The sequence below is a fragment of the Bacteroides sp. 1_1_30 genome (assembly GCF_020982715.1).
Classification (GTDB): Bacteria; Bacteroidota; Bacteroidia; order Bacteroidales; family Bacteroidaceae; genus Bacteroides; species Bacteroides xylanisolvens.
Genome location: NZ_JAJKHN010000123.1, coordinates 1 through 14,417, shown reverse-complemented (window position 1 = coordinate 14,417; position 14,417 = coordinate 1). Strand labels below are relative to the sequence as shown.

Genomic DNA, 14,417 nt, shown 5'->3' with positions numbered 1-14,417 from the left:
TATACCATTCTTTATGTTTAGATTATGCAAACTGACAGTGTGAATTTAACATATCCACAGGGTTTTCGGACTGACCCGAATTACAACTGAGCCCTTGATAGGTTTGATATTCAGTGGGTTATAAACAAGAAAGGCCGAACTTAAAAGTTCAGCCTGGATGCTATATAGAATTGTTAAATTCTTGTTATTAAGCGAGCTTGTTGATGTAAAGAGCCAACTTAGATTTCAGATTGTTAGCTTTGTTTTTGTGAATGATGTTCACCTTAGCCAACTTATCCAACATCTTTGTAATGCCTGGGTACATTGCAACTGCTTCTGCTTTATCAGTAGTTGCACGAAGCTTTCTAACAGCATTTCTCATGGTCTTGCCATAATATCTGTTGTGAAGTCTTCTTGTCTCTTCTTGTCTGATTCTTTTCAGTGATGATTTATGATTTGCCATCTCGACTAATCTATTTTTTTAGTTCTTTATTCTTTTAACTTGTAGCCCGTGGGGGAATCGAACCCCCCTTTCAAGAATGAAAATCTTGCGTCCTAACCGATAGACGAACGGGCCATCCTGTTGTAGCATTTCTGCTTTTTGCTTTCTCGAATCTGTGTTTGTTTCTCGATTGCGGATGCAAAGGTAGGAACTTTTTTGAAACTGGCAAATGATTCATAGAAAAATTTTCAATGAATATGTGTTTTTTTTCACAGATGTCTTTCTTTTTGGCTGATATTCAGTGAAATATATGGTTGTGATTTTTATATAAAAAAATCTCTCCTGTGAAAAACAGTAGGAAGCATGTTTTCTTACCACCTTATTATATATAGCGAAATAAAAAAGCTGCTTATTGGTAACTTCTTTTGTAACTAAATGAATCTTTAGGCGACTAACGGAACAAATACCGGAGACGATGAATGATAACAAAGAATTTATAGGCATACTGCTACAAAATAAGCGTATTATTTATAAGGTTTGTGCTCATGTACGCGCAAGATAAGGAAGTGGAAGCGATATTTAACGGCGTATGTCTCCGATTATTTTGTGTTTTTTTGTAGCTTTGCTTCGGATTGGAAACGAGATAAATATCGGTTATGCTGCAAAAGACGAAAGGAATAGTTCTTCATACATTGAAATACAATGATACATCTATCATTGTGGATATGTATACAGAGTTGTCCGGCAGGGCTTCTTTTCTTGTAACAGTGCCCCGTTCGCGGAAAGCGGCTGTGAAATCCGTACTTTTCCAGCCCTTGTCTTTTATTGAGTTCGAGGCCGACTATCGCCCCAATGCAACTCTTTATCGTGTGAAAGAAGCGAAATCCTTTTATCCTTTTTCTTCCATTCCATACGATCCGTATAAGTCTTCGATGGCACTTTTTCTGTCGGAGTTTCTTTACAGGGCTATCCGGGAGGAGGCGGAGAATCGTCCGTTATTTGCTTATCTGCAACATTCCATCATTTGGCTGGATGAGTGTGGAGACGGCTTTGCCAATTTTCATCTGGTGTTCTTGATGCGTCTTTCCCGTTTTCTGGGACTTTATCCGAATCTGGAGGATTATCATACCGGCGATTACTTTGATTTATTGAATGCCTGCTTCACTTCTATTCGTCCCCAACTACATTCCTCTTATATCAATCCCGAAGAGGCTGCCCGTCTCCGTCAACTGATGCGCATGAACTATGAGACAATGCATCTTTTTGGCATGAGCCGTGCGGAGCGTACCCGTTGCCTGACGATTATGAATGATTATTACCGCTTGCATCTGCCCGACTTCCCGGCATTGAAATCATTGGAGGTGTTGAAAGAACTGTTTGATTAATTAGTAACTTCTTGCGGGTTTGTATGCTGTTTCTGAAAATATATGTTACTTTTGTCCGTAGAGAACAAAAGAGAATGAACAAGCGAGAAACAATATGAAAAGATTCCTGTACCTGACGGTCTGTTTTCTTATCCTTGGGGAGTTTTATGGTTGTAACGGAGACGTGTTTGTCGACGACTTCCGTTCTTCCGATTCCGAACTGACGCTGGACGGGAACGGGGATGTTGCCACTATTCAATTTGCAGCTGCCAATTGGGATTGGATGTATATAGCCTTCGATTTTCCCATTCAATATAAAATATATGATGCGGACAATCGCCTGATAACAACTGACCAAGGTCCATCGCTGAACGGGTTTGGAAAGATTGTGTGCACCGGAGAGATGATTGATTTCACCATCGAACGCGTTCATCCCAAAGAAGTGAAGATAACGGTGGGCGAGAATGCCCTTTCCGCTCCTTTTCAATTCCAGCTCAGGGCGAGCAACGAGTATGAGTGGCAGGAGATACGCGTCGAGATTTCTCCGGCAGACAGATATGTGATGGATAGCATCACTTATTCTTTGAATGCATATTCTTACAATCCAGAAAACAGGACAGAGAGAAAAGAAGGCGTCTCCTTTCATAACTTTACAGATGTTTTTTCTACATACACGTTTTCCCCTTTCGAGTCTTTTTACCATTTTATGAGATTTAAAAGCGATGTGCCCGAAGCTTTTCAATTACTGGGCGAAGCCGGTCTGACGGTGGAAATACCAAGCATGAAAGACGGATATTTAACTATGAACGGCAAACGGGCACCGCTCATTTCTGCACAACAAATGTTGTCTTGCTCTAATACGGAGCAGGAAGAAGACATAATTCCTCCCCGGACTGCTCGAACCTATACTTTATGGATGGTGTATGATTGGTTGGAAACGCGGTATACCCTCTATGTTTCTCACCCCAAAACCAAGAAGCAACGAACCGTAAGCGGTACGTTGCATAGCGAAATGCCTGTAAAATATCACATAACACACAGGGATGTCTCTCTCAAAAACTAACCTATCAACAACTAATATATCAATGATTAGAAATAGGAACGCCATACAGTTGCTGTGCCTCCTTTGCCTTCTGGTACATCCGGCAATCAACGCAAATCTGGAAGCCCAGACAATCATCGGGCAACGGAACGACAGCGTCAGCCATCCCCTGATCCGCCATCAGCTTGGCTTCGACGTCCGTCCGGGATATATCGTCTCCACCCATAGTTTTCTGCAAGGAGACAATGCGCAGCAAAAGAAAATCGACCAATCGCTTTCCTTCCATTTCAAGTACGCTTTCAGATTCAGCAAAGAATCCAACCTCGGCAGGCTCTTTCCCCATACCTATCAGGGTATTGGCATTTCCTACCATACTTTCTTTAGTCCCGCTGAATTGGGAAATCCCGTGTCGGTATACGCTTTTCAAGGGTCACGTATCGCGCAACTGTCCCCCCGTCTGTCGTTCGATTACGAATGGAACTTCGGGGCTTCTTTTGGCTGGAAGAAATATGATGAACTATCCAATCCGCAAAACGTGCTGATTGGCTCCAAGATCAATGCGTACATCAATCTCGGCTTTTTGCTGAACTGGCAAGTTCACAAGTACTGGAAACTGGCGGCAGGTGTAGATCTCACCCATTTTTCCAATGGAAACACGCATTATCCTAATGGCGGCCTTAATGTTATTGGAGGAAGAATCGGCATCGTGCGTACTTTGGGCGTGGATGAGGGACCCGGTCCCATCACTCCCGGACGGCTCTTTATAAAACCTCACGTCAGCTATGACCTGGTGATCTACGGAGCCACCCGCAAAAGGGGACTGATCGGAGACGATGTGTCGAGTATGATTCCCGGTTCGTTCGGTGTGGCGGGCATCAATTTCGCCCCGATGTATAATTTCAACAACTATTTTCGGGCAGGGCTTTCTGCGGATGCGCAATATGATGAGAGTGCCAATCTCAAAGAGTATAGAGTGGGCGAGTATTACTTGGGCGATTTGAAGTTTCATCGTCCTCCTTTCCGTAAGCAGTTTGCCGTGGGGTTATCTCTTCGGGCAGAACTGGTGATGCCCGTTTTCTCCATCAATGTCGGCGTCGGTCGGAATTTGATATACAGCGGTGACGATATGGAAGGGTTCTATCAAATTCTGGCTCTCAAGACTTACGTCACACGTCATTTGTTTTTGCACGTAGGATACCAGTTGAGCAAGTTTAAAGACCCCAACAATCTGATGCTGGGGCTTGGATATAGATTCCATGATAAACGATGAAAGAGTATGATAAGGTATAGGGAGGGCTTAGCTGTTTATGCCTCTTCCACTTTCACTAGTTTCCAACCCTGAAATACCAATGCGATGCATTTCAATTCTGTCGTTCCCTTGTCATGCCTGATCCATTCGCTTGTCGCATACTGTTTCAGTTGCGTTTTTGCATCAGACAGTAGCTTTTTGATTTCAGCATCCGAAGCGTCCCGTTTGGCGTATTTCACTTCAATGCAGTAGCTGTATGCCATGTCGGGAAGCTGCATCAGGCGGGGGTGGAGGAAGATGTCGGCATATCCTTTGTTGCTTTCGTATTCGGGGCGTGCGATATAGTAACTATTTAGTCCCAGATAAGCGAGAATGAAAGCTTTCACGTGTGCTTCCCCCTCTATAAATTCACGGATGCTGCTTTGCTTGTTCAGGCGTTCGACGATATATTCGAAGTAAGGATTCCAATCACCTTCGTATGCCATTTCATACATCAGTATGTTTAGCTTTTCCACTTCCAAATTGAGACCGGAGCTATCTTTGTAGATGTCTATCATGTATCCATAGAGTTGCTCGCGCACCGTTTGGTTGGGGATGGAGAGTATATTCATCGGGCCTCTAGTGCCGTTGATGGTAAGCATACCATAATAATAGAGGAGACTCTTGAAGTATTCGGTTTTTATAATATTCTCGGCCGGGAAACTGTCGGCAATGATTCCGCTAGTGGCGCCCTTCTCTACTATTTCCTGTACGACACTTGCATTTTCTCCAAAAGTCTTGTCTACGCGGATAAGGTGGCGCAGTTTGTTATAGTCGGTACGGATGTTGGCATCGAGCATTGTGTTGGGTATGCGCATGTTTAGCAGATAGCGGTTCATGAAGTAGAGCACCATGTCCGAATTGTACATGGACGGTTCGTCCAGTGCTTCGGTGGAAAAGCAATAATTATCATACCACGGTTTCATGATTTCTATCAGTTCGTCTGTAGAGTGCGGTAGGTCCCGGCGTTCTTTGTAATAATCTATCAAATCGCGCACTTCGTATTCGTTGAAACCTATCATATTATTAAATATGGAGTTGCTGCTATAATTATCCGCAATGTTGAATCCGCTTGTCAGGTCGTCCATTGTCACAGGACTGACTCCCGTGAGGAAGATTCGCTCGATGACAGAGTTTGAATAATCCTTCACTACCTTGAGGAATCCGCGGAAGAATCCGTTGCCGTGGGTGATGCTGTGATAACGTTCATTGCCGTAATCTACCAGAATGTTATTGGCGAAGTTGTCATATTCGTCAAGGATAAGATATATTTTCAATCCTTTGCTTTTGGCGGACAAGCATAAGAATCCCAATATCTCGGCTGCGGTATCATATTTTTCCAGTTCTTCTGCGATATTTTTCCCTAATAGGTCACTATAATCTTTGGCAAAAGCACTCATCACCAGTTTACAATAGGTATTGAAAGTCTGTTTCAAAGTCTCCATATCGCTGGCTACACTGCTGAAGTTGAGCGTCAACACCAGATATTTGTTACGGTTGGGCGTGGGATGTTTGCCTATATATAATTCTCCGAAGCTTTCCTCGAACTTGTCTTTCTTGTTGATGTCGTAGTAAAGACCCAGCATGTTCAGGAAAAGACTCTTCCCGAAACGACGGGGACGGACAAAGAAAAAGAAACGGCTTATATTTTCTACTTTCTCTATATATTGGGTTTTATCTACATAATAATAACCATCACGGATGATAGACTCGAAGTCCGTCATCCCGTATGGTATTTTCTTGATTGCTGCCTCCATAATTGCCCTTTTTAATTATAGAGAACAAAGTTAGCTTATTTTCTTCTATCCGACAATCAAATAGAGACTTATTCCAGCGTTGGTTGTAAATTTGCCGAAGGGGAAAACTATTTCCCCTTCTTAGTTTCTATTGACTGTTCATCTCTTTCATCGCAGGATTGAGTATATATGTCTTGCAAATATAAAAAGTGATAAAAGAGGTGGACAACTAATGTGTAAATAACGTTGTTTTGAGTTTATCGGTTTCTTATATTAGCGATTATACCAAGATTTATGTCTCTATAAAAATAACCACCGGGCTCAAATACTATGCTTCCGTTATCATTAACCATGTAATAGCCATTAAAACTCTCATTCATACCAAAGTTACAATGGAGGTAAACGGAGTTTTCTTCATTAATGGCATATCCATCAACTAAAAAAGCGACTTTGTCTAGGTCACCTACGAAAACAGGATAAAGAGAAAGTAGGGATTTTTTTACAACTTCTAAATTCCAGCTTTGATCATTATCGCAAGTCAGTCCGCATTGAGAAGTATTTATTTGTCTTGAAATATTTCTTATTGGGGTTTTCACTGCAATAACAGAATTTACAATCTCGGTGGAAGGTCCAGTAGCAGTCCATTTATCATAATTATAACATTCTCCCCATACTGGATATGCACCAATTGTATTGTAGACATATTTTAGTAAAGTTGCGATCATTTTTTCATTGGATTGTGTCGCTTCTTTTTCCATGGTTAATATTTCCCAATTTATATTTATTCCGTCAATGTTTAAATAAGGTCTTAAATATGCCATAGCTTGGGCAATAGCAATAGAAGCTTGTCCTGTAGGATAGTTGCCATATAGAGCTCCTCCAGGTCTGTTAGGAGATATGCGTTCATAACGTTCTACGAAAGCTTGAGGCAATAGTTGGTTATATGGAGTAAATTGATGCCAGTTTGTTCTGCAAAATGATACAATCATTACGCTTACTTCCCCAGGTATAGACTCTACTGGACGAGAACGTGTTGATGATGTATCTTTGTAGTTTTGAATTTTTTCCATTAAAATATTTTTGGCCATTTGCATCATTATGTTGGGCCCTAAAGAGACTTGATAAACCGAATCATTGAATGAAGGTATATATGCGAGTACTTTTTGGAATCTTTTATCTCCGGAAACAATAATTCTCCCATTCTTCGGACCGTTATTTATTTCTATTTCATAAATTAAGGGGAGTTTTTCACTTGATAAAGCTCTTGTTTTTTCAGAAGCGTGTAGCCTATATGTACTTTTTATACCAAATGCAGTATTATTATCTCTAGTTCGTGGTTCGGATGTTACAGATTCGTGAAACGTTTTGGCAATTGTAAGTGCTTCACTTTCTGACAAATCATAAAGACTACTATTAGTCTCTATATTAATCTCTTTGTCTAGTTCATTTGTACATGCTGAAATTGATACAGCAAAAATGATACATATAAATATGTTTTTTCTCATAATGTTTTTGTTTACTTAATTATTCAATTGCTGATAGAAAACATTGGATTTTTGCACCTCTTACAGATGCATTCGGATATTTTGATTTATACTTTTCAGTAAAGTCTAATACAATGATAATTGCATGGTCGTTTACTACGGCGAATCCGTGTTTAGATATGTTGTTGTTAAAGTTTAAGGTGAGGCTGTCTTTATCCCACTCGTAGGTTCCGGCCTTTTTATTATTGTCATAGTCGGATGAAGAGTAATCAATTTCCACAGCTTTAGTATCTTTATCAAAAGAGTATAGTATTCCCGTTCGGTTCTTGGCAATTTCTTTTAATTCGCTCTCTATTATTTCTCGAATGTGCAGGTCACCACCATTTATCCAAGTGCTGGAGGAATCTCCTTTTTCTATGAACTTTCCGGAAAGGTAGTCGGAAATAACTTCAATCTCTGCAAAATTATCAGGATTTCTTAAGTCACGCAGATATATGGAAGTGTTTCCTACACTGTTTCCTGTGATTAGGATTGCCTTACTATCATTTTGAGGTTCAACTGTTGCTATTCGAGGATTTTCAGACTGTAATCCAAGCCCCATTTGGAATTTTTCTAAATCAGACAATATATATACAATTCTTTTTTCTCCTGCTAAAATATGTATGGAGTTGCTACTTAATTCAATGGGTTCACAATTTAGTTTGTCTTCGTTTGAGCAGCTAATTGTAAATATACAGAATATCAGAAATAACAATTTCACTTGTCTATCTACTTTTGTATCGATCAAAATGTAAGCCCTCCTAATTGAATTATTTCATTATCCTTCCAGACATAATTAACTTTTACTTCTGTGATACCGGCATCAGGATATCGTTGCTGATATTCTGATGTTTTGTCACTCTGTAGAATATATCCGTGTGACATTCCTGTAGCAAATTTGAAGCCGAATTTCTCTGTTTTATCGTCATACATTAGGGTTAAAGAGGTAATGTTCCATTCGTATGTACCTTCTTTGAATATCCCCGAATCAGTTTTCATTGTGAACTTTTTGGTTTCTTGATTGAATGTATAAGTGGCACCGATGAATGGCTTTTCTTTTTCTCGTAACTCAATTTCTATCTCTGGAGGGATTCTTAGATCTATTGCTTTTATTATTATTCCCGGAGAACCAGGATGACCTTCGAGCGGAATTCCCCAATTGATAATTTCCGAGCTGTTGAAGTATATTACATATACGTAGATCTCACATACTATCTTATTATTGTCAGTATCAATAAGTCGTATCATGGTGCTCCCACTTTTGTATGTAGCGATGCATACGCCCATTACGTCAAGAGTTGCAGTTGCAATTTCTTGATTTTCTGATTCTAATTTATAGTTGTGCTCTGTTAAGTCTGTTTCTATGATGATGTGTGATGTCACTCCTTCCCATATGGAAACTGACTTCTTTTCAACTTCGTATGGTTGTTCTTCAGAGCAACCATACGAAGATATGAGTAATGATGTAATAAATAAAAAAATATAAATTCTCATTGCTGGGCTATTTTCTAGTTATATTATATAACATAGTCATTTCTTGGGTATAGTATGCAACATATTCTTTCTTTGTCTTAAATATGACATCACAATCTTGCAAATCATTACTTGTTCTGAAATAAGCTTTAGACCCTATTCCCCATCCAATATTTACTGACCAATAATGGTAGTACCCTGCACGTCGAGGATGTCTGGTAATAACCACTCCATCTATTAACCATGCATGCCCTCCAAGTTTTCCAGTTATATTACCATCTTTATCTACTATATGCCCTGAACCAAATAGGAAAACAGGTTTTCTTTCAAATAAAGATTGCTTGGCAAGATTTCCGTCAAATTTAGTTTTTTGATCTCCCGAAAAATTAGTTATGCTTCTTAAGTAATTTATCATATTGGGAGTAGAAGTTTCTGTTTGCGTAATTACGGACTTTGTATATTTACTACCTGTTTCGATATCTTGCAATACTTTATCTTCATATGCAGGGTGTGAGCCTGTATCTACATATATTTTATACAATAAGCCGGAAATCATATCTATTAAATCTTGTGGTGAACTTAATTCTGGTTGCCATGGCTTACTGACAATATGATCTACTGAAGTCACATAGTTCCAATCTACTTTTTGGTTATCTTTTATAGACATGGCAGGTTTTATTATACTAAATAACATTCCTATTGCGAGATTAGCACATCCTACTACTATATGCCCTTCATATTCGCTATTGACGTCATCAAAAATCATCATTACAGGCATCGCAGAATTGTATGGAGTATTTTGTGACCATTCGACTTTCGATAAGGGATTAACAAAACCTACTACTTCTGATTTGGGCTTTTCTACACCTCCGGCTGGATTTCCCGGATTATTATTTCTGGTAGATACTTCATCAGTAGTTATAATTTGGTCTTTAATATTTTGATAAGATACTTCTCTTTGGGGAATGTTTAGTTGTTGGGCGATTTTATAGAGGGTAGAATCTCTTTTAGTAGACTTTATATCTTCTATGTGTTGGATATCTAAAAGGATATTCTTTTTGGATACTTCCAGTAAGTAACCTATCCTATTATCAGTTTCACTATCTGGACAATAATTGTCTGTATAGAAAAGGACTTCGGGCATTCTTTCATCACCACATACTACTGCCAGACTTTTGCTGCCATCATCGTTGGCTAACTCAACATTAAATATAGGTACAGCGAGTTCATTGGGTATTGATGAACGAGTTGTAGTTATGGTTTCAATAATATTGTTATTTTGGGTAATATAATACTTCTTTTTAATAGCCACTTTTGATAGTTTTGAGTTTCGTGTAGTAGCTACTTTTTTAGTTTCTATATTATTCTTAAAATCAGAGATAACATTGGTTATTTCCTCGTCAGATAGTTCTTGGGGAGCATCATACGCAATACTGGTAAACTCCTCCGGGGTTAAAATGATCTTATCGCTCTCTGTGTTTTTCTCATTAAAGTTGCTGATAACGTTAGTATCTGTGCATGATAAAAGAAGAAATGAAGCAATAAGTGTGTATAAGAAATATTTATTCTTTGGCATATTGTTTTTATCTTACGGAAATATTATTTAAGTAATCCATTTTGTAGCACCATTCTTTAATACCTTTGGCTTCAAAACACGTATTGGCATTACTGTCTAATTTATAGTAACCTGTACACTCGTCTGCCCATCCTAAGTTGGCATGCCAGTATACATCGTTATTCTTCACTAATTGGCGGGTAACTATGGATTTTTCAGTTATTAACATGCCAGAGATGATGAAGGCATGATCGGAGGTTAACATCATAATTAAGCGTCCTGCACGTAATGCTGCCCATGCTAAATCACCATTAAAAGAGGCTTTAGGTTTGTAGTTAAAATATTTATTCATTGTCTTTAACATGTTTACTTCAGAAACTTCGCTTGCAATGACGGCACCATCCCAATCTTTTTTTGAGGTTGTATGATTTTCGCGGTAAAGATCAATTATTAGACACTCTGCATCACCGCGTCCTCTCTCACTAGATCCTGGATCATCAATCTTAGGAGTTTGTGCCATTAGATCCCAATTCGGAATAAAGCTACCATGTCCATCAGGATTAGGAAATGAAATTTGTGGAATTCTACGACGGTGGGTATACGTCATCATTTGGGCCATAGCAATGTTCACGCATCCTGCGGGAACTGCAGTATAATTTTTTCCCCCATTTTCTGTTCTTACCCAATCAAGTAAATCATTATAACCGAACGCTCCATTGTAGGGAAATTCTTGTCCCCAGTTAGTTTTCACGAGTGGAAAAATAGATGTTTCAAGAATTTGCATTTCTATATCTCCTATTTGTACAGCAGTTGATCTTGTTGTAGGCTTTGCATCAATAACAACTATATTATCTTTGACTTTCTCATAAGAAATTTCATTTATAGGTACTTCTAGTTCTTTACTAATCTTCTTAAGTGTTGGGAGCCGCAAAGAGTCTACAGCTTCTTTCATCTTTATTGTATTATATAGATAACTTGCTTTTGAAGCATGTAATAGTTTGCTAGCTCCTGTTTGCTCCATCATTTTTTCACTACTACATTTAGGAATGAAGGCAATGATGGCAGGAAAATTTGTATTCGCTGAAACTATAGCACGACCCATAGAAGAGCCATTGCTAAATTCGATTTCACAAATTTTAGATGTAATATCGTCATTGCTAATGGCTCTTGTTGCTTGTTCTTGTTCTTTGAATTCTCCCTCTTTATTTATGAAACTCTCTTTTACAATTTTTAATGAAGTTGCATTGCTTCTTGTTGTTGTTCCGTTTTGCAGATTAGCAAAAGCATTTACCATATCAAAAAGAGTTTTCTCTTCCAAATCTTTTGTTTCCTCATAGGAGATGCTGAAGACTTCATCTTGTGTAAGTTTGATCTTCTTTTGAGAGATAAAATCTTCAGAAATATCATTCGTACACGAATGGATGGTGAATAGGCTGGCTATTGCACACAAAGAATAGAATAGCTTTTTCATACTTTTAATTATTAAGTTGCGTAATGATTGCATGTTTGTTACTTTTATGGTATTGAGTGCTCTATTTCAAACTCCCCAATGAAAGTCATGTCTCTTTCTATATAAAGAAGCTCATAATAGCCAGTTTTGTAGCCTGTTAAATCAATTTTATAAGTCTCTTGCTCATTAGGGGGGATTATCACATCTTGGAACATGATATTTCCTTGTTGATCTTTTACTTGGAGAGTGACTTGATTGTCGATGTTTTCAAGAAAACGAATTTCAATAGAGTTTTCGTCGAGAATGGCTTCTATGGGGATAGGAACAAGTGCTCTTTTCTGGTAATGCCATCTTTCGAAAACTAGGTGCTTAGTTCTACGCTCTGATAGATTATTGGCTTCCATTGTCATGAATGAAATACTAATCAATAATAGTACAATACTTAGCTTTCTCATATTTTTAAATGTTTCTTGCAAATTTATGGCAATATGAGAGGTAATACAAGCAAAAGATGTTTTTCGACGTGGACAAACTGATGTTGATAATCAGATGGTTACACCTGATTGCGTGGACATAGCTATACCTAATAAATTATTTCGATCTAAAAAGGAATATTAGCGCATGTTTTCAATTAAATATTCTCGTAATGTCGTATTATTGTTTGGTAACGTAATTCCTAGTTTTTGTCTAAGTCGGAGTCGTTTTTTTATTACCGAATCGACAGTGATATTTATTAATTGTGCTTCTGCATTAGTGTCAAACCCATACATATAAAGACAACAATACATAAAATCTTGTATCTGTAAATCTGGACACAGACTATATATGTACCTGTGGAGATTGGGGTAAATATGTGTTATTTCATCTGTGATCAGTTTCCATTGCTCATCTGTTATTAATGATCTATTATTTCTTGGTTTATTTTGAGTCGTTAAATGTGTCAGTTCTTTAAATAGAGGTGAATTCTCTAAAGACTTATTTTGTAGTTCTTTATAATTGGCGGTTAAGAGGATTATTTCTTCCTGCATTTTATTATAGTATTCATTTTTCTCTTTGAATGTATCTAATAACCTTTTTTTCTTTTCTAGTTCTAATGACACATTGAGTAAGTTTGTTTTTATCAGGTATAATTCATCCCGTTGTCTTTGGATTTTTTCTTTTGCTTTTTTGCGATATAATAGGTATCCTATTGTTATTAATAGTAACGTTATAATGCAGATAATTGAAATTATAATGTAGCTTTGTTGTTTAATTTTTAATCTATCGACTTCTTTGCTGATTTTTAGGTGATTATATTTGGATTCTATATCTAGTATTTTGGATTGGCTATCTGCATATACAATAGAATCTACCATATTAACATATTCTTCCAGATTGACAAGAGCTTCTTTATAGTTTTCTTCTGCATTATAAATTTGATAATATAGATATTTAATGCTACATGTATATTGGGGGTTATCCTGTGGAATCTTGGATAATAATTCTTTAGCTTTATTAATGGAACCTGATGTCGTATATAAGTCAATCAATGCTACATAGTCGGGCATTTTCTCTCTTCCTGTCAATAATGCTTTGAGGAGATATTTTTCGGCTTTATCATATTTATTTTGCATTGCATAGATGTTTCCTAAAGCATTGTTGATTGATGCAGTAACTTCGATATTTTTAGTTTTATTTGCTACAGAATCAGCTACAATTAGAATATGTAGAGCATGTGATAATGAATCCATTTCTGCATATTCACGTCCTACATCTCTTAATGCGCAAGCATAGCTATCTGTATTATTTTCTTTTTTGAAGCATTCGGCAGCAGCCTCATATCTTTTGATGGCTTCTGTTCGCATGAATTTCTCTCTGTACAAATCGCCTATATAGTCGTAGATATATCCGATGAGATTATTGAATTTATTCTTTTCTGCAATATCCAAAGCATTTGTATATATTGACATTGCTTTATCATAATCTCCATCTGCAAAATAAGAGCGACCTAAATAAATCAGAATTTGCACTTGTTCATCAGGACTACCATGCGAGGAATACCAGTCATAAGCCCTCTCTAATTGATAAGTTGGTAGGATGGTGGTGAAAATCTCGTCTGTAATCTTTCCTGATAACATACACCAGCGTGCAAAGGTTTTGTCGTCTAGTTTTTCAGGAGATGATATACTTTTTAGTAGGTTGGATGCACTGTCAGGATTTATGGCAATAGCCTTTCCTACTTCATTTAGTAGTCTGTCAGATACGGATTGTTGTTTGTTGCATCCTGATAGCACTAATATAGATGTTATAATTATAGCAATACTCTTTCTCATTTGTCTGTCGTGGTTTAGTTTCATTGTAAAAGTAATCTTTATTTTCTATATTATGCTCTTTTATAGGGAGATTATTTTAGTTCGGGGAAATAATAATTAGTACTGTCTATATCATACATTAAATTAATTTCAAATCTGCTTTTACTTTAGTAAGTTCATGTGATCTAATTTGATTATTTCCCAGCTATTAATAGATTCTTTCTTATTTATAGTGAGAAAAGTTCCTTTCTATTAATACCTAAATTACTTTACT

Annotated in this window: 12 protein-coding genes and 1 tRNA gene; 3 read left to right on the top strand and 10 right to left on the bottom strand. The window is 37.5% G+C overall.

Annotation, left to right across the window (positions count from 1 at the left end):
- Positions 1-187: 187 nt before the first annotated feature.
- Both rpsT and LPH68_RS23830 read right to left on the bottom strand, forming a co-directional pair.
- Entirely contained in the window at positions 188-442 is a 255-nt protein-coding gene (gene rpsT, locus LPH68_RS23835) for a 30S ribosomal protein S20 (protein WP_004309474.1), read from the bottom strand.
- 42 nt (positions 443-484) lie between these two features.
- Positions 485-556: transfer RNA gene (locus tag LPH68_RS23830), tRNA-Glu, on the bottom strand.
- A 521-nt stretch (positions 557-1,077) separates the two neighbouring features.
- On the opposite strand from LPH68_RS23830, the gene recO reads away from it, so the two are divergent.
- The 3 genes from recO (at position 1,078) to LPH68_RS23815 (ending at position 4,097) form a co-directional block, all read left to right on the top strand.
- Positions 1,078-1,806 carry a DNA repair protein RecO gene (recO, locus tag LPH68_RS23825; protein ID WP_004309477.1) on the top strand — a complete coding sequence of 243 codons (729 nt, stop codon included), beginning with the start codon at positions 1,078-1,080 and terminating at the stop codon, positions 1,804-1,806.
- 94 nt (positions 1,807-1,900) lie between these two features.
- Entirely contained in the window at positions 1,901-2,848 is a 948-nt protein-coding gene (locus LPH68_RS23820) for a hypothetical protein (protein WP_151923347.1), read from the top strand.
- 22 nt (positions 2,849-2,870) lie between these two features.
- On the top strand, positions 2,871-4,097 hold the full coding sequence (locus tag LPH68_RS23815) for an acyloxyacyl hydrolase (protein ID WP_211146283.1): 1,227 nt from the start codon (positions 2,871-2,873) through the stop codon (positions 4,095-4,097).
- Between the two features lie 35 nt (positions 4,098-4,132).
- On the opposite strand, the gene LPH68_RS23810 is transcribed toward LPH68_RS23815, so the two are convergent.
- The 8 genes from LPH68_RS23810 to LPH68_RS23775 all read right to left on the bottom strand — a co-directional run bounded on the left by LPH68_RS23810 (position 4,133) and on the right by LPH68_RS23775 (position 14,164).
- Positions 4,133-5,872 (bottom strand): ATP-binding protein, encoded by a 1,740-nt coding sequence (locus LPH68_RS23810; RefSeq protein ID WP_120067580.1) that lies wholly within the window; start codon positions 5,870-5,872, stop codon positions 4,133-4,135.
- Positions 5,873-6,108: 236 nt separating this feature from the next.
- Positions 6,109-7,356, bottom strand: coding sequence for a C10 family peptidase (locus LPH68_RS23805; protein WP_120144772.1), 1,248 nt, complete (start codon positions 7,354-7,356; stop codon positions 6,109-6,111).
- A gap of 19 nt (positions 7,357-7,375) precedes the next feature.
- The gene (locus LPH68_RS23800; RefSeq protein ID WP_120144796.1) at positions 7,376-8,095 is read right to left on the bottom strand and encodes a hypothetical protein; all 720 of its coding nucleotides are present in this window, start codon (positions 8,093-8,095) and stop codon (positions 7,376-7,378) included.
- A 23-nt stretch (positions 8,096-8,118) separates the two neighbouring features.
- Positions 8,119-8,868: a hypothetical protein gene (locus LPH68_RS23795; protein WP_117684399.1), complete on the bottom strand. Its 750-nt coding sequence runs from the start codon at positions 8,866-8,868 to the stop codon at positions 8,119-8,121.
- Between the two features lie 7 nt (positions 8,869-8,875).
- Positions 8,876-10,423, bottom strand: coding sequence for a C10 family peptidase (locus tag LPH68_RS23790; RefSeq protein WP_151923345.1), 1,548 nt, complete (start codon positions 10,421-10,423; stop codon positions 8,876-8,878).
- Positions 10,424-10,430: 7 nt separating this feature from the next.
- Positions 10,431-11,873 carry a C10 family peptidase gene (locus LPH68_RS23785; protein WP_117684409.1) on the bottom strand — a complete coding sequence of 481 codons (1,443 nt, stop codon included), beginning with the start codon at positions 11,871-11,873 and terminating at the stop codon, positions 10,431-10,433.
- 44 nt (positions 11,874-11,917) lie between these two features.
- A complete protein-coding gene (locus tag LPH68_RS23780; protein ID WP_117684395.1) occupies positions 11,918-12,307 on the bottom strand; it encodes a DUF3244 domain-containing protein in 390 nt (129 codons plus the stop codon).
- 159 nt (positions 12,308-12,466) lie between these two features.
- The gene (locus tag LPH68_RS23775; RefSeq protein WP_151923344.1) at positions 12,467-14,164 is read right to left on the bottom strand and encodes a lipopolysaccharide assembly protein LapB; all 1,698 of its coding nucleotides are present in this window, start codon (positions 14,162-14,164) and stop codon (positions 12,467-12,469) included.
- Positions 14,165-14,417: the final 253 nt, after the last annotated feature.